Below are 15,884 nucleotides of genomic sequence, written 5' to 3' on the forward strand. Positions count from 1 at the left end.
GAAACCAGCCTGAATCAGGGCGCGGTTGCGGCTACCGCTTCGCTCGTCGGCGTGCCGGCCGGGGCTTCGTCCGCCCACGGCTGCGGCAGCGTGGCGAGCGTGAGTGCGCCGGGTATCGACGCGCCACGGTAGAAGTTCGCGAGGTCCACTTTCATCTGCGGGCGTGCAACGTCATCCAGATAAATCATATGCCCGCCCTGGAAGAAGTTCACTTGCAGATTCGGGTTGAGACCTTGTACGGTCTTCAGCCGCGCGAGTTGCTTCTCGGTGTTGAAGAACGGCGTCGCGAGATCGTGGAAGCCGTTTTCCGACAGCACCTTCAACTGCGGATTCAACTGGAGCGCGCCGAGCAGATCGGGAATCGTGTCGGGCAAGGGCTGGCCGCCGTGCGAGAAATCCCAGACCTGGATGATCGCGTCGTTCAACGGCATGTACGTCGCGTTCGGCGCCGTATAGCCGAGGTAATCCGGCATTTGCGTGGCCAACGCATTCGTGAACGGCTGGGAGATCAGGATATCCGAAGGGTCGCCGTCGGACTGCAGCCGCGGGTCCGAGTTGGGCAGCGACACGCGTCCATCGTAGCGGCCGATCGTCGATCCCGGCACCAGCGTGATGTTGTACGGATTCACGTTGAAGTAGCCCTGCATCGCCTGCAACGTGAGCCCGGATTCGATGTCCCAAAGCTGCTCAAGCCACGTGGGCGGGAAGTTCGGTGGTCCCGCGAAAGTGGGAGCGCCGAGCTGGCTCAAAGTCCAGTACAACGAATAGTTCTTGAACAGGTTGTAGTTGGCCGTCACGAACGCCTCGCTGCGCAGCGCGTAAAGCGCCTGGTTCACGGGCGGTGGCGACACCTGTTTGTAGTAGGCCGCTACTTCGGCATAGCCCGGCAGGTAGCCGCTCAGCGTATCGGTTTCCAGCGCGAGTTGATCGGTCGATCCCGTGATCGCGACCGCTTCGACCGCATCGGCGAAGTAGTTGAGTATCGAGGACTGCAGCGTGATCCCCGTCAGATGCACCCCGGCCGATTCGAGCGCGAGCGCGAGGATGTCGGTGCGAGGCGTGCCATACGATTCGCCGTACAGATAGATCGGCGAGCTGCTGCGCGAATTGACCGTGAGGTAGCGCATGATGAAGTCGCGCATGATGTTCGCGTCCGCATCGGTGCTCCAGTAGGTCTGGTTCGTGTTCGGCAGGATTGCTTCGGAGAGACCGGTCCCCGGCGGATCGATGAACACGAGGTCCGTCGTGTCGATCAGGCTCTCGGTGTTGTTCACGAGCGGGTAATTCGGCCAGCTCGTGCCGTCCAGCAGCGGATCGGTCGTGGCGACGCGTGTCGGCGCGAACGAGCCGAGGCGCAGCCAGATCGACGCGGAGCCCGGTCCGCCGTTATAGACGAACGTCACGGGCCGCGGCGTGCCGTTCGTGCTCGGCGCGGTGTACGCGACATAGGACATCGTGGCTTCAGGCGCACCGCTCTTCAGATCCATCGCGGTCAAATGGCCGGTCGTCGTCGTGTAGTTGACCGTGGTGTTGCTGGAGGTCCACTGGTAATGCATGATCGCCGCTTTCTCCGACACTTGCGAGGCGGCGAGACCGTCGGACGCATTCGCCGAATAGGCGACGAGATCGGTATAGGGTTGATTGGCCGTCGACGGCTGATTCGGCGACTGCGCCTTGTTGGCGACCTGCGCCATGCTGGTCGGCACTGCCGAGGCGGAAGAGCCGCCGTCGCTGCCACCGCATCCCGCGAGCAATACGATGCCCACAGTCAACGCGCCCAGGGCGATTAGCCGGCTCTCGCGGCTTTGGCGACGGACGTGGCCGTCGCCAGTACTGTTTCTGTCTGGTTTCATCTCATTCCTTGGTGATTGGTTGGATACCGCCACACAAAGGCCGCTTTTCGCCGGTCGCGCGCGCTGGAGATCGAACAACTCGCATCGCACTCAGGGGCACGCAGCGGTTGCATTGACTACTCTTTTTAAATCTCGTAATTCAAAATACTTGCATTAATATTTCTATATGCTTTCGGAAAATGCGGATTGAATTGGCAAAGCAATTCCCTGTCGATTTATGTCGACATTTCAAGATAAATTTAAGAATTGAATCTTTCCGATGCTTACAGCAAAAATGAAAATAGGCGGTGAATGGAGGTCTTGTCAAGGATGGCTGGATGAATATGCGATTCGGTGGCGGATCGCGAAGCGTGCCCCGGTGGGCGGCCTTGCGTTGCAGCATGGCTGGAGAATGGCGTCCGGACAGGAGCAAATTGCCCGGCGCTTCATTTATTTGCTGTGCGTTAATCCGGCAACCGGTCTACGGTTTTTATATCGATATGGAAGGCGGTATTATTTTCGCAATTTTAATTGAATTGAATGGTAATTTTAACCGTAAACAATTCGCATGATTTGTGAATTCAGGGCCGGTTTCGCAAGGTCTCACGGTCGGTGCCGCGCATCCCGGCGACCCGATCGTTTCGCTGTGTTGCCGCTGTGTTGCCGCTGTGTTGCATCACGCCCCGCTGCAAAATCGTCCAATACTTTTGCCGGCCGTTTCCCTAGCATGTTCTCTGCGAGCCTACTTTTGCAGGAGAGATGCATTGCTATTGCCACTCGACACCCAATCCTCGAGCGACACGGACGCACCGCGCAAACCCGAGCGCTGCGTCATCGTCGTGGACGAAGCGCTGTCGCCCGGCAAGGCGTCGAACGCGGCCGCAGTGGTGGCGTTCACGCTGGGTCAGCGGCACAGCCACCTCGTCGGCGCACCGTTGCGGGAGCAGGGTGGTACGACGCACCCCGGCCTCATTCCGATCGGTATTCCGGTGCTCAAGGCCACGGCCGATCAGTTGAGCGAACTTCGCCAGAAATCGCTCGCGCATTGCGACGTCGTGGACTTTCCCGCGCAAGGGCAGGCCACGACCGATTACGACGCGTTTCTGAGCGCCGTCAATGCGCTTTCCGGCGATTCGCTGCAATACCTCGCAGTGGGCCTGGTTGGGCCGAGAAACAGGATCGGCAAGCTGGTCAGCGGTCTCGCGCTGTTTGCGTGAGCGTGCGGTGCATCACGTCAGTGCCCGATGTCAGCACTCGATGTCAGTGCCCGATACAAGGCCTCGGAATATCATGATGCTTTCCGATCTTTTCCACGAACCGCTTCGTCATGAAAGCCGCTGAGCCCACCCGTTCGGTCAAGGTCTGGCACGCGCCGGACGTCATGGACGCCATCATGCTCAAGGGGCAGTTCGTCGGCCATCGCTATCCGCCTCATGCGCACGACACGCACTGTCTCGCGGTCGTCACCGGTGGTGCGCTCGCGGTCGAAGTCGGTCAGGAGCGGCGCATATGCCGTCGTGGCGACGTTATCGTGATCGATGCCGACGTCGTGCATGCGGGCTTCGCGGCGGACGACGGCCAATGGAAGATGCGCGTCGAGCACGTGCAGCCAGCGGCGCTCGCTGCGTACTGCGAAAAGCTCGGGATAGCGCGCCGCGAACGCTTCGAAGTGACGAGCCCGTTCATCGCCGATGCTGAACTATCGCAGCATCTTTACGGCGTGAACTGGTGTTCCGAGTGGGACAACGACCGCTTCAAGCGCAGCGAGGTGCTGGCGTGCGCCGTCGCCGCTCTGTATGCGCGCCACGCGAGCCGCTCTGCCGGCTTGCCGGTGGTGCGTCGCGAAGCCGATCTCGTGCGGGCGGTAAAGCGTCGTCTCGGCGAAGACCTGCACGCGCGTCTCACCTTGTCGACGCTCGCGAATGAGTTTGGCGTGACGCCGTTCGTCCTGCTACGTGCGTTCGTGCGCGAAGCGGGATTGAGTCCGCATGCCTTTCAGCAGCAGGAGCGCATACGCAATGCCATGCCTTTGCTTCGTGAGGGCCGGCCCATCGCGGAGGTTGGCGCATGCAGCGGCTTTTCCGACCAGTCGCATTTCACGCGTGTGTTCAAGCAGCAAACCGGCGTGACGCCGAAGGTTTATCAAGCGGCTTTTGCATGATGTTCCCGCTTTACGCCTGCGATCCCTCTGCGCCCACACTCAACGTCGCGCCCGGATCGAACGCAGTCGGCGGCGCGCCCAATTCCCGCCGGAACATATCGCTGAAACTGCTCGGCTGAAACCCAAGCTCCCGCGCGATGCTGCTCACCGGCCGTCCTTCTGCGAGTCCCGACAAAGCCACCGCCAATTGCACCTGGCGCCGCCATTCCGCAAAGCCGACACCGAGTTCACGCGTGAAGAGCCGCGCAAGCGTGCGCACACTCGCGCCGACCGACGCCGCATGTTGCTCGAAGCTGAGCGCGATCGATGGATTGTCGATCACAGCCCGGCACAGCGCTTCGAGCCTGCGATCCGACGCGTCGGGCAACGCAATGCGCAGCGATGAGCGCGGCGCATGCGCGAGTTCGAGCATCGTAAGGCGGTAGGCGGCATCGAGATAGGTTTGATCGCGAGCGTGGGTGTGCTCGTGTCCGGCGATCGATGTGATCAGTTCGCGCAGCAGACCGTTGACCTCGAATACATCGGCGCGCCGGCTCAGATGGCCGACGTTGCGCTCGTGCAGATAGAGGTTGCGCATGTCCACGTCGCTCATCATGTGGATCGAGTGAGACGTGCCGGGCGGCAGCCACACCGCGCGCTGCGGCGGCACGACGAGTGCCTCGCGGCCGGTTTCGACCCACATCACGCCCGACACCGCATACAGTACCTGCGCCCACGTGTGCGAATGCGGATCGATGCGCAGCCCGCGCGGATAGTGCCGCGCGAGCGAGCATCGGCGTCGTCGTGGAGTTCGGGTGGGCGGGCTTGGGGCACGGTGGTTGGGCGCGCTATGAGCTTCGGGATGGCGGACCCCGGCGGTCCGCGGTCCTGATGCGAAGCATAGCGCGACGAGGCGCGCGTGGTGGGGGATTCACCGGTATTGACGGTATCGGCTCGCTGCGGCTCGGCAAGGGTACGCCGGACGTGGCCCGTCAGCGATGCGCCGGTCCCGCGCACTGCTGGAACCACGCGAGGCCAGAAGCTCCGCTCAGGTGCGATGCCCCATCAACATCAGCAGCAACGATAGCGTAACCACGGAGCCCACCGTCGAAAGCAGAATCGTGCGCGACGTGATGTGCGCCTCACGCTCGTAGAACTCGGCGAGCATGAACGGGCCGGTGCCGGTCGGCAGCGCGGCGAGCACGACTGCCATTTCGACGAGCATCGGCGCAAGCCCGAAAACGCGCGCCGCGAGCCACCACGTGAGCGCGGGTTGCGCCAGCAGCTTGACGCCGGTCAGCCACAGTGAGACGCCGCCCGCTTCGGCATTGGATGGACGCTTCTCCGCGAGAAACAGCCCGAGGCTCACGAGCGCGCACGGACTCGCCGCACCGGCCAGCAGCTTCAGAAACGTCTCCGCGCTCGCGGGCATCGCGACATGCAGGCTCGCGAACAACACGCCCGCGATCGGCGAGACGATCAGCGGATTGCGCGCGAGCGAGCGCAGCACCTTGAGGCCGAGCTTGTGCGGCGTGCGCTCGGTTTGCAGGCCGATCTCGATCAGCACGATCGCAAACGCGAACAGCACGCAGGCGACGAGGATTGTCGCTATCGTGGTCGGCGTGAGGCTTGCCTGGCCGAACGCGATCACGCCGAGCGGAAAGCCGATATAGCCGGTGTTCGGATACGAGGCCGCGATCGCATCGACACTCGCATCGGCGAGATGCCGCCCGCTCAGCAAACGCGTTGCGAGAATCAGCAGGAACACGCTTGCGCATGCGATCGAAAACGTCGCGACGAAGGCCGGCTGATAAAGCTGCTGCCAGGTCGCATGCGCCATCGTGTTGAAGAGCAGTGCCGGCAGCGCGAGCCAGACCACGAAGCGATTCAGCTCTGAAGCGGCGTTCGGTCCGAGCACGCCGCGCCGGCGGCACGCGAAGCCCGCGAAAATCAGACCGAAGACGGGGAGCAGAATCTCGAGGGTGGCTAACATCGAAGCTAAAAGGTGTGCGGGTGTGCAGGTGTACGAAAAGTGCTGCGCGAGCGGCTGGAAAAACGAGGTGACCCGCCAGCGTAGTAGTTTGCGTTGATACAATCCAATACTGTTTTATCTTCTGAACGATACCTTTTTTGCATCGTCAACCCGTGGGGCTGTCGTGATCGATATCAAACCGCTGCGCTACTTCGTGACGCTCGCCGAGACGCGCCATTTCGGCCGCGCCGCGGCGCGATTGAATCTGTCGCAGCCGCCGCTGAGCCGGCAGCTGGCGGCGCTCGAAGCGAGCCTCGGCGTCACGCTGGTCGAGCGCAATCCGCGCAGCGTCACGCTGACCGCCGCCGGCGAGCGTTTTTATGCCGATGCGCTAGCGATTCTCGCGTCCGTGGAGCAGGCGGTCAGCAACGCGCAAGCCGCCGCGCACGGCGAGGCCGGCAAGCTCGCGATCGGCTTCACGATGTGCTCGGCGTACAGCGTCGTGCCCGGCTATGCGCGGGCGTTCGGCGCCGCGTATCCCGAGGTCGGGCTGAAGCTGCGCGAAGTCGTGTCGAACGATCTGGCCGCGCAACTGCTCGCCGGCCAGATCGACGCGGCCATCATGTTTCCGAACGTGCCTGATAAGGGACTCGAAACGCGCACGATTCTGAGCGAGCCGTTGTGCGTGGCGCTCTCGCGCAGCCATCCGCGTGCTCGTGCGCGGCGGCTGAAGATCGGGCAGCTTGCGGGCGAGCCGTTCGTGCTCGCATCGGAGGAAGTCGCGCCGAGTCTGCGCGCAACGATTCTCGAGCATTGCCGCTCGGGCGGCTTCGAACCGGATATCCGGTTCGAAGTGCAGTTGCAGCAGACGGTGCTGAGTCTCGTCGACGAAGGCGTGGGCGTTGCGCTCGTGCCGTCGTCGATGCGCAAGGCGCAGCTCGCGGGCGTGGTGTTCAGGCCACTCGTCGAGGCGCCCTTGATCGAGCAGGTGCTTGCGTGGTCGCCGGCGAATCGTAATCCCTGTTTGGGGCGGTTTCTTGAGATGGTGTGAGAAGAGAGGCGACCTTTAAGCGCTCTTTCCCTCCACCACCCTCTGCCGCGCGATCAGATCCGCAAGCCGCTCAACCTGCCGGCCCTGCGCATCGAAGTTCTCCGCATCGAGCCAGCGCGTATAGCACGCGCGCAACCCGGCCCATTCCTTGTCGATAGTCGAAAACCACGCCGTATCGCGATTGCGTTTCCGATACACGATCGCCTGCCTGAAAATTCCCTCGAACGTAAAGCCGTACCGCAACGCGGCGGCGCGCGATGGTTCGTTCAGCGAATCGCATTTCCATTCGAAGCGCCGGTAGCCGAGCTTGCCGAACACTTCGCTCATCAGCAGGAACATCGCCTCGGTGGCGACGCGCGTGCGCTTCACACGCGGTGAATACGCGACGTGTCCAACCTCGATCACGCCATTCGCCGGATCGATGCGCATCAGCGCGAACGTGCCGACGGCCTTGCCGGTCGCGAGATCGATCAGCGCGTAATGCAGCGGGTCGGTGGATGCCGCCATACGCGTCAGGTGCTCGCGATACGCGGCGGGACTCTCGAACGGACCGACCGCGAGATAGGTCCAGTCGCGGCCATCGGCGGCCGAGCTGTAGGCGTCGAACAGGTCCGCGGCGTGACGCTCCACGTCGACCGGCTCGACGCGGCAATAGCGGCCCGTCAGCGGTTCGCGGCCGGGCGGCTGCGCGCCTTTCCAGCCGGGCACGGGCGCGCCGATCGGCTGCTCGAACGCGTTACGTCTCGGTTCCATGTCTGCTCTCCTGTCGGTTGAAATGAGTCGTCGATGATGGAGTACGATACGGCAAACGTGGTATGTTCAAAAGATCCACGAAGCGCGTATTCGATAGGTCCAGTCCAACGATGATCGAGATCATAGGTCCGCTTGTCCATGCGACGGCTGGCACAACCGCGACGCCGGCCGCCGACGCCAGCGCCGCCAAACCCGCGCCGCTGCAAAAGCAGCTGATCGAGCGTCTGCAGCAGGCGATCCTCACCGGCCGTTTGCCAGCCGGGTCGCTGCTGCCCTCGTCGCGTTTGCTCGCGACGGAAATGGGCGTGTCGCGCAATACGGTCGTGATTGCCTACGAGCATCTAGCTGCGGTCGGCTACGTGTTCGCCGATCGCAAGGGCACGCGCGTGAGCACGCTGTCGAGCCCCGCTGCGCGCGGCACGCCGCGGGCGCCATCCGCTGCGCCCGAGATCGCTTACGCGTCGCGCGTCAGCCAGTTCGAAGCGACGCGCACCCACACTGAGAACCTCTACGCGCTGACGCCCGGCACGCCCGCGCTGGACCGCTTTCCGCTCGCCGCGTGGCGGCGCGCGCTGGAGCGTGCGATGGAACGCGCGTTGCCGCTCGCGCTCGGCTACGGCACGCCGGCCGGCGAACCGGCGCTGCGCGACGCGATTGCCGCGCATCTGCGCGTGGCGCGCGGCGTGCGCTGTGACGGCGCGCAAATCGTGATTACCGAGGGCGCGCAGGAGGCGCTGAACCTGTGCGTGCACCTCCTCTCGAATCCCGGCGATGTCGCGTGGGCCGAGGACCCCGGCTATCGTGGCGCGAAGGCCGCTTTCAATCTCGGCGATCTGAGCACGGTGCCGATTCCCGTCGATAGCGAAGGCATGGACGTGCCCGCCGCCGCCTGGCGCGCGCATCCGCCGAAGCTCATCTACACCTCGCCCGCGCATCAGTATCCGACCGGGGCGGTGCTGTCGGTGGCGCGGCGCCTGGAACTGATCGCGCAAGCGCGGCGCTGCGGCGCGTGGATCATCGAGGACGACTACGACGGCGAATTCCGCCACACCGGCGAGCCGATCGCGAGCATGCAGGGCCTCGTCGACGACGCGCCGGTGCTGTACGTCGGCTCGTTCAGCAAGACGATGTTTCCCGCGCTGAGAATCGGCTTCGTGGTGCTGCCGCGCGCGATCGCCGAACAGGCCGCCGTCGCGTTGCAGGAGATGCTGCGCGGCGGGCATCGGCTGGAGCAGTTGGCGCTTGCGCACTTCATCGAAGGCGGGGAGTTCGGGCGGCATCTCGGACGCATGCGGCGTTTGTATCGCGAGCGCCAGCAGGCGTTGCGCGATGCGCTCGCCGAGCACTTCGTGTCGCTTTTTACAGCTCGTTTTGCGTCGCATGTTACGTCGCATGCCGGGTTGCATGCCGCGCCGCCGCAGATTCTCGGCGGTGATTGCGGCATGCATCTGACGCTGCGGCTGCCGGCGTGGCTTTGCGATCGAACGCTCGTCGAGCGGGCGCACGCCGAAGGGCTCAATCCGCGTGCGTTGTCGGGGTTTGCGTTGCGTGCGTCCGGGGAGACGAATGGGATCGTGATTGGGTATGGCAATACGCCGGCCGAGCAGTTGGCACCGGCGATTCGGGTGCTTGCCGCGTTGGCGCGGGAGATTGAAGGCGAGGCGGTTGCTGGCGAGCCAAGGGAAGCCTCGCGAAGTGTGGGGAAAAGCGCGGCGGGAGGCGCGTTGAAATCGCGTGTGAAAGCTGGGGCCGAAGCCAAGCCCAAAGCCCGAACGGCTACCACGCAGCGCCCGTAAGTTTTACGTTTGTCCGCGTGGTCCATGTCGCGCTATCGTGTGGCTTATGTGCGGCGATTCCGCAGCGCCGATGTTCCCGCCCCTCATGCCACGCCGGGCTCGCGGCCTGCCGCGCCGCAACATCGCATGACCGACGGCGCGCGCCGCATCTCGCGAGCCGCTATGGGCCTGGGCATGAAGAATGCCGTGGTTGTGGTTACCTGTGACGATCTATTCGACCGGAGGCGACATGAAGGAAATCGAACCGACCCCGTGGTTTGAGCTTGCCGACCATACCCCCGTCCGTGACGGCTGGTACGAGGTGCAGTTGACGAGCGGCGACACGGCGTTTGCCAAATTCGGCAATGGCGTCTGGACCGAGAAGCCGTTGCTCGTATTCACGCACTGGCGCGGACTGTCCGCCGACCCCGCGAAAGCCGCCGAGGGCGCAACTGAATCGATCAGCGCGGAGGCTGCCGCGGCCGAAGGCGTGCGCGCTGCGTGGAATGCGTTCTTCCCCGGGCTAGGTGAAGAGCAGCATAAGCCGCTCAATGCGTTGCCTAACGGGAAGGCGACACATTGAGCGCGTGTGCCTCGAAAGAGTGTTTGCGGCGGCGGTGGCGGCTGGTGGCGCGGGGTGTCGCACGCACCCGCGCCGCGTCACCCCGCTACAATCCCCTGCATCTCTCCCGACGCATACCCAAGGACGTATGAATTCCAGCCGAAACCCCGTGGACTTGGCGCGCGCCACGCAATTGCTGAATCATGGACCCGTCACGATCATCACGAGCGCGCACGGCGGCCGCTCGAACGTGATGGCGGCGTCGTGGGCGATGCCGCTCGACTTCAATCCGCCGAAGGTCGTGGTCGTGGTGGACAGCCGCACGCTCACGCGTCAATTGATCGAAGCGAGCGGCGTGTTCGGCCTGCAACTGCCGAGCCGCGGTTTCGCCGCGCAAACGCTCGCTGTCGGCACCAACGCCGGCGCCGAACTCGACAAGTTCTCCGCGTTCGATCTCGAAACCTTCCCCGCGCAAAAAATCGACGTGCCGATGCTGGCCGGCTGCATCACGTGGATGGAATGCAAGGTGATTCCCGACGATAGCCAACGGCACGATCTCATCATCGGCGAAGTGGTGGCCGCGTACGCGGACAGCCGCGTGTATTCGCACAACCGCTGGCATTTCGGCGACGATCCCGACTTGCGCACCTGCCATTACGTGGCGGGCGGCACGTTCTTCGCGACCGGCGATGCGTTCGAAGTGACGCCGGTGAGCGCAGCGCCGGAGCAGTGACGTGAGCGTGAGTGCGCGAGGCGGCTCCCTGATGTGAGCCCGGCTATTTCGGGCTCGGGAACTTCCCCGCCTTCTGTTCGAGCAGTGCGACGAGTTCGGGCTGCATGAACGCGTGGTTACACGTGGCTATCGGGAATGCCGAGCCACACCAGTTTTTTGCGGTTCAGGCGCGCGCGGCGGATGGGTTCGTTTCGGCGTTGCCTTCGGCGAATGCCTTGAGCGCATCGCCCGCGAGACGGTAACGCACCCATTCGCTTTGCGGATTCGCGCCGATCGACTTGTAGAAGCCGATGGCCGGCTCGTTCCAGTCGAGCACGCTCCATTCGAAGCGGCCGCAGCCGGTGTCGCAGGCGATCTGCGCGAGATGACGCAGCATCTGTTTGCCCGCGCCGCTGCCGCGCGATGCCGGCGACACGTAGAGGTCTTCGAGATAAAGCCCCTGCTTGCCGAGCCATGTCGAATACGAAAAGAAGTACACGCAAAAGCCGACGGGCTCGCCGTTCATTTCGCAGATGAGCGCTTTGGCCGGCGAGCCGGCGCAAAACAGGCTCGCTTCGATGTCTTTAGCGGTGGCGACGACTTCGTGCTCGGCCTTCTCATACACCGCGAGTTCAGTGATGAAGCGAAGAATCAGGGCGGCGTCGGAGGCGGTGGCGGGGCGGATGTGGATAGTCAAGATTGGTGCTCGATGGGTTGTATGGCGGATCGGGAGCCGGGCGTGCAAGCACGCTGGCTTCGGATCGGACGTACATCGTAGCGTTTATTCGAGCGTTGTGCGTGGTTGCGCACTTATACCCATGCCATCGATTCGCAACGCAGCCGTTGCGATTGGATGAGTGGCCTCTCACCGCGACTATTTCGCGCTGAGCGAGTTCGGCAGGACGAACTCGACGCGCCGGTTCTGTCTTCGTCCATCCGGATTGTCCGCACCGTTTTTCAGCACGTTGGGCGCGACCGGACGGCTGTCACCCAGGCCCTTGACTGACAGTCGCGATTTTTCCGCGCCGTGTGCCGTGAGCCATTCGGCCACGGCATTTGCCCGTCTAAAGGAGAGATCCCGGTTATAGGCAGCAGAACCTTTGGAATCGGTATGTCCTTCGATAACGATGGTGCCGGCGGGGATGGACTTGACGAGCCGCAGAATGTCCTGGAGTGTCGGCTCGGCGGATGGCTGGATGCTCGCTTTGTCGAAATCGAACAGGACATCGCCCATCATCGACACCCTGACGGCCGTTTTGTCTTGCCGCACGGACAGACCGCTGTGCTGTGCGGCAAGTCCGGCGACCTGGGCCGACAGATCCAGACTGACGCTGTTCGCATCGGATGAGAGGCCCTTCAGGTCCAGAATCGTGAACTTGAGATCGCGGATGTCGCGATTGTAGGGCGGCTCCTGCGCGAGAACCCCACCCGTAGCCGCCATCGACATCAGCACTGCGAGAGTAGATTTGATCGCTCCAGTCATCGCTATCGATCGGTGATTTTGATGGCGTCGAGGGTCTCGACATTGGGGATTGTTAGCGACACCGTGGTGATGTTCTTCGGTGGCGCTGGAAATCTTCCGTACCATGTCCCGGCAATGGGAGAATCTTTTGATGCACTGATGATGACGCGAGGATTGGTCAGCGGCTGGTTATTGCTATCCGTCAGCAGCAGGTATTTCTTATTGCCGGCAAGGACATAGAAGCTGTTTTCATAATCACTTTTGCTAATCGCGCCATAGAGCGATTCTGTCTTGCTCGCGAGGGGCTTGAAGCGCAGCTTGATGGTCAGGATATCGTTGTTGCGCACCGCCTCGACTACTTGGGCCTCGGCCGCACCACCCGCGGTGATACCGACAGCCAGTGGCGTGGCGGTAGTGGCCGCCGTCTGAGCCTGGGCCGACGTGATATCAACCAACCCTATGGTTGCCAGCAGTGCACCCAGCACGGTGCAGACGCTCGCTGCGGTTCTAATCGGAGTCACGATAGCAATCCTCTGTTGATCAAGATTATTGGTAGTGCGCATCAATTACCAAACGAGTTCTCATGCGGCTGCTTATTCGGGAAGATCTACTCGTATGCTCAAATTCAGTATTTTGTAAGAAGAATATCAGGCCATTGCAAGGTAAGGCAACCCATGAACTTCACATTCGCTTCACATGTGGCGCACAACGATGACGGGAGAGAAATAACGAATGGCAAATGACGACCGCACCAGGATCATTCTCCGGAGAACGCCGGAATCAGCGGCCATGTCGGAAAGCGTCAAACGAGCGATGGCTATCACCGCTACGATCAACCAGTTGACATTCAACGATGTGGATAAAGTCCGGGCTCTGTTCAGCGATCTCATCGGCAAGAAGGTGGATGACAGCGTTGTATTGATACCGCCGTTCTACACAACCGGCGGAGTCGATATCCGCATCGGGCGCAATGTCTTCATCAATCAGAACTGCACTTTCTATGACCTCGGCGGGCTCGACATTGCCGACGATGTGATGATCGGGCCGAACGTGAGCATCATCACATCGGGTCATCCCATTGAGCCTTCGCAGCGGCGCAACGGCGTAATCGCAAAGCCCATCGTGATTGAGAGAAACGTCTGGATCGCAGCCGGTGCGACCATTATTGGCGGCGTAACGGTAGGCGAGAACTCGGTTGTCGCGGCGGGATCGGTAGTCACCAGGGACGTTCCGCCGAATACGCTTGTCGGTGGAAATCCGGCGCGAGTCATTCGTTCGATTGCTGATTGACGGAACGTTCGCAATCTCTTACCGGCTGGCAGAGCGATTCTTCAATAGTCACCGGAGCCGATCGCCGTAGTCGCTACTATCGGCTCCGCGCATGCGGGCACCTATGCTGGCAAGTCGTGCAGGCGCCTAACGATGCGAGTGTCCGTGCGTCGTCGTGCAACAGGCCGCACGTGAAGCTCACGTCGAAGGTTCACACTGAAGCCCCGCTTTGCCGCTTCAATCATCCGGCAGCGCCGATTTACTCCGCCGCTTGCGCGGCTTCGGCTCCACTCCCACGCGCGGATCGCGGGCCAGCACGAGCGCCGTCATCTCGTCCACTGTGCTTTCAAACGCGGGATCATCCTGCGGCACATAAAGCCATTTCCCAAGCACCGGATGAGGCCGCAACGCAGGCACATCGGCAATGAGCGCGGCGTGGCGCTCGTGCGACGTGCAGACCAGCAGGCCATTCCACGGTTTGTCGCGATCGGCGGCGATCAGGCACAACAGACCGTCGATATAAGCGGCGTCGGAGCCGAACATTCGCTTGCGGACATAGGTCGGATCGCGCTCGAACGCGTCGAAGATCCAGAGAAGCGAATTGCTGATCGAGGAGGGCATCGGCGGGAAGTTCCTGGCGGCGGAGGCAAAGGCAAGCTTACATAAATTCGCCGGGCTCGGCAGCGCCGCCGATCGACGATCGAGCAAGAGCGGCTAGGTATGATGTGCCCCACCTCGGCGACCATACAGGAACCCGCACAATCCAGACCATGCAAGCTCACACCGACGCCACCACCGCCTATACGAAGCGCTTCGACGCCGTACTCGCCTATATCGACGCGAACCTCGAAGGCGATCTATCCGTCGATGCGCTGAGCCGCATCGCAAACTTCTCGAAGTTTCATTTCCATCGACAGTTTGCCGCGTATGTCGGCGTGCCGGTCGCTCGCTACGTGCAACTGCTGCGCTTGCGTCGAGCGGCCCGCAGCCTGGCTTCGCAAGCGTCCTGCTCGGTGCTCGATGCCGCGCTCGACGCGGGCTTCGACAGTCCCGAAGCCTTCAGTCGCGCGTTCAAGCGTGCGTTCGGCGCATCGCCGAGCGCGTTTCGGCGGCATCCGAAATGGCAGATCTGGGGTGCGAATTTCGTTGTCCCCTATCTTTCGAGGAAACTGACCATGCAAGTGCAAATCGTCGATTTTTCTGAAACCCGCGTTGCCGCGCTCGAACATTGCGGTCCGCCTGGACTTGTCAACGAGAGTGTGCGCAGGTTCATCGAGTGGCGTATGCAAAGCGGACAATCTCCGGTGTCGTCGAGCAAGACCTTCGGCATCCCGCGCAATAACCCGGATACGACTCCGGCGGAGGAATTCCGCTTCGATATCTGTGGAGAGATTGACGAGCCGGTTGCATCGAACGTCCATGGCGTGCGCGAACTTCTCATTCCTGGCGGCCGGTGCGCGGTGGTTCGGCATACGGGTTCGACGGACCACATTAGCGAGACGATCTATCCGATTTATCGCGACTGGCTTCCTTCGAGCGGGGAAGAACTGCGGGATCATCCGCTGTTTTTCCAGTACTTGAGTGTTTATCCGGAGACGGCGTTGGATCAGTGGCAGACGGATATTTATGTTCCGTTGGTGTGAGGGGAAGTATCGAAGCCGATTTTGGCGTGTCGGCTTCGACTTTTTCCGAATTTCAGGCAAGCAGATCCGGTGCTACTCCAAGAGAAATTTCTATTACTTCGCTACATTGTCTGTTTCGACTGACTTGGGATCAAAAGCCAAGGAGGAAAGACAATTCGGATTGCGTTCCTTGAAACTGAAAGACAGTTCCCCCCATTGAAGTGCCGTTGTATGTGACGTGACTTCATCGAGCGACCTACCGCGCGGACGATCTGTAACTTTGAGGTTGCTGTAATGCGCCCGCACCATGTCGAGAGTAATGCAACTTCCATCGAGATTGAGCACGAGAAAGCCGGGATGCGTTGCCCTGTTCCGGATACGTAAATCCACGTTGCTGATTACGACGTCATCGGACAATTTGATCGGACCACCTGTGTAGAATTGGAATGCCGTGTTCTGAATAGGGCTTCGGCTGGTATCTTTCTCGACAAGGTGGGTCGAAAGCACGTTTTCGACATCGCTCCTGCTAAATGGAATCTGCTGCGCTAAGACATCAATAGCTTGCCACAGCGTTATCGATGGTTGCGTCCTCTGTGAATTCGTTCGGAGTGGTTCAACAGCTTGAGCACATCCAACGAGCCATGCTGCCAGACCAAGCGCTGCAAGTGTCTTGAGCAGATTGCCGGGGCGGATGAAGTTAACGATGCCAGTTTTCATTCAGAAAGTGAGTTTCC

18 protein-coding genes are annotated in these 15,884 nt (G+C 61.8%); 9 read left to right on the plus strand and 9 right to left on the minus strand.

Annotated elements, in window-relative coordinates; genetic code table 11:
* Positions 1–14: 14 nt before the first annotated feature.
* A complete protein-coding gene (locus B9Z01_RS21180) occupies positions 15–1,853 on the minus strand; it encodes a S10 family serine carboxypeptidase-like protein (protein ID WP_085486656.1) in 1,839 nt (612 codons plus the stop codon).
* A gap of 317 nt (positions 1,854–2,170) precedes the next feature.
* Here B9Z01_RS21180 and B9Z01_RS35030 point away from each other — a divergent pair, with 317 nt between their 5' ends.
* The 3 genes from B9Z01_RS35030 (at position 2,171) to B9Z01_RS21190 (ending at position 3,993) form a co-directional block, all read left to right on the plus strand.
* The gene (locus B9Z01_RS35030) at positions 2,171–2,404 is read left to right on the plus strand and encodes a hypothetical protein (protein ID WP_143809019.1); all 234 of its coding nucleotides are present in this window, start codon (positions 2,171–2,173) and stop codon (positions 2,402–2,404) included.
* Positions 2,405–2,596: 192 nt separating this feature from the next.
* Positions 2,597–3,049: a DUF2000 domain-containing protein gene (locus B9Z01_RS21185; RefSeq protein WP_085486658.1), complete on the plus strand. Its 453-nt coding sequence runs from the start codon at positions 2,597–2,599 to the stop codon at positions 3,047–3,049.
* A 110-nt stretch (positions 3,050–3,159) separates the two neighbouring features.
* Positions 3,160–3,993: an AraC family transcriptional regulator gene (locus B9Z01_RS21190; protein ID WP_085486660.1), complete on the plus strand. Its 834-nt coding sequence runs from the start codon at positions 3,160–3,162 to the stop codon at positions 3,991–3,993.
* A gap of 10 nt (positions 3,994–4,003) precedes the next feature.
* Here the strand turns inward: B9Z01_RS21190 and B9Z01_RS21195 are convergent, their stop codons facing one another.
* Together B9Z01_RS21195 and B9Z01_RS21200 are read right to left on the minus strand one after the other, a co-directional pair.
* Positions 4,004–4,687 (minus strand): AraC family transcriptional regulator, encoded by a 684-nt coding sequence (locus B9Z01_RS21195; RefSeq protein WP_244196108.1) that lies wholly within the window; start codon positions 4,685–4,687, stop codon positions 4,004–4,006.
* Positions 4,688–5,020: 333 nt separating this feature from the next.
* Positions 5,021–5,965: an AEC family transporter gene (locus B9Z01_RS21200; RefSeq protein WP_085486661.1), complete on the minus strand. Its 945-nt coding sequence runs from the start codon at positions 5,963–5,965 to the stop codon at positions 5,021–5,023.
* 163 nt (positions 5,966–6,128) lie between these two features.
* Here B9Z01_RS21200 and B9Z01_RS21205 point away from each other — a divergent pair, with 163 nt between their 5' ends.
* Complete coding sequence (locus tag B9Z01_RS21205; protein ID WP_085486663.1) at positions 6,129–6,995, plus strand: LysR family transcriptional regulator; 867 nt, start codon at positions 6,129–6,131, stop codon at positions 6,993–6,995.
* Between the two features lie 15 nt (positions 6,996–7,010).
* On the opposite strand, the gene B9Z01_RS21210 is transcribed toward B9Z01_RS21205, so the two are convergent.
* Entirely contained in the window at positions 7,011–7,748 is a 738-nt protein-coding gene (locus tag B9Z01_RS21210) for a GNAT family N-acetyltransferase (RefSeq protein ID WP_085486665.1), read from the minus strand.
* Between the two features lie 110 nt (positions 7,749–7,858).
* Here B9Z01_RS21210 and pdxR point away from each other — a divergent pair, with 110 nt between their 5' ends.
* The 3 genes from pdxR to B9Z01_RS21225 all read left to right on the plus strand — a co-directional run bounded on the left by pdxR (position 7,859) and on the right by B9Z01_RS21225 (position 10,818).
* Positions 7,859–9,544: a MocR-like pyridoxine biosynthesis transcription factor PdxR gene (gene pdxR / locus B9Z01_RS21215; RefSeq protein ID WP_085486667.1), complete on the plus strand. Its 1,686-nt coding sequence runs from the start codon at positions 7,859–7,861 to the stop codon at positions 9,542–9,544.
* Positions 9,545–9,773: 229 nt separating this feature from the next.
* Entirely contained in the window at positions 9,774–10,106 is a 333-nt protein-coding gene (locus tag B9Z01_RS21220; RefSeq protein WP_085487107.1) for a hypothetical protein, read from the plus strand.
* Positions 10,107–10,233: 127 nt separating this feature from the next.
* Positions 10,234–10,818: a flavin reductase family protein gene (locus B9Z01_RS21225; protein ID WP_085486669.1), complete on the plus strand. Its 585-nt coding sequence runs from the start codon at positions 10,234–10,236 to the stop codon at positions 10,816–10,818.
* Positions 10,819–10,981: 163 nt separating this feature from the next.
* Here B9Z01_RS21225 and B9Z01_RS21230 read toward each other — a convergent pair whose 3' ends face one another.
* From B9Z01_RS21230 to B9Z01_RS21240, 3 genes are all read right to left on the minus strand, one after another.
* Positions 10,982–11,494 carry a GNAT family N-acetyltransferase gene (locus B9Z01_RS21230; protein WP_085486671.1) on the minus strand — a complete coding sequence of 171 codons (513 nt, stop codon included), beginning with the start codon at positions 11,492–11,494 and terminating at the stop codon, positions 10,982–10,984.
* 177 nt (positions 11,495–11,671) lie between these two features.
* Complete coding sequence (locus tag B9Z01_RS21235) at positions 11,672–12,244, minus strand: OmpA family protein (protein ID WP_244196109.1); 573 nt, start codon at positions 12,242–12,244, stop codon at positions 11,672–11,674.
* Positions 12,245–12,282: 38 nt separating this feature from the next.
* Positions 12,283–12,780, minus strand: coding sequence for a hypothetical protein (locus tag B9Z01_RS21240; protein WP_244196110.1), 498 nt, complete (start codon positions 12,778–12,780; stop codon positions 12,283–12,285).
* A 211-nt stretch (positions 12,781–12,991) separates the two neighbouring features.
* On the opposite strand from B9Z01_RS21240, the gene B9Z01_RS21245 reads away from it, so the two are divergent.
* Positions 12,992–13,549, plus strand: coding sequence for a sugar O-acetyltransferase (locus B9Z01_RS21245; protein WP_085486675.1), 558 nt, complete (start codon positions 12,992–12,994; stop codon positions 13,547–13,549).
* Between the two features lie 216 nt (positions 13,550–13,765).
* Here B9Z01_RS21245 and B9Z01_RS21250 read toward each other — a convergent pair whose 3' ends face one another.
* On the minus strand, positions 13,766–14,149 hold the full coding sequence (locus B9Z01_RS21250) for a hypothetical protein (RefSeq protein WP_085486677.1): 384 nt from the start codon (positions 14,147–14,149) through the stop codon (positions 13,766–13,768).
* A gap of 149 nt (positions 14,150–14,298) precedes the next feature.
* Here B9Z01_RS21250 and B9Z01_RS21255 point away from each other — a divergent pair, with 149 nt between their 5' ends.
* The gene (locus B9Z01_RS21255; RefSeq protein ID WP_085486679.1) at positions 14,299–15,171 is read left to right on the plus strand and encodes an AraC family transcriptional regulator; all 873 of its coding nucleotides are present in this window, start codon (positions 14,299–14,301) and stop codon (positions 15,169–15,171) included.
* Between the two features lie 93 nt (positions 15,172–15,264).
* Here B9Z01_RS21255 and B9Z01_RS21260 read toward each other — a convergent pair whose 3' ends face one another.
* The gene (locus B9Z01_RS21260) at positions 15,265–15,867 is read right to left on the minus strand and encodes a hypothetical protein (protein WP_244196111.1); all 603 of its coding nucleotides are present in this window, start codon (positions 15,865–15,867) and stop codon (positions 15,265–15,267) included.
* Positions 15,868–15,884: the final 17 nt, after the last annotated feature.

It is taken from the genome of Paraburkholderia susongensis (assembly GCF_900177725.1).
GTDB classification, from domain to species: Bacteria; Pseudomonadota; Gammaproteobacteria; order Burkholderiales; family Burkholderiaceae; genus Paraburkholderia; species Paraburkholderia susongensis.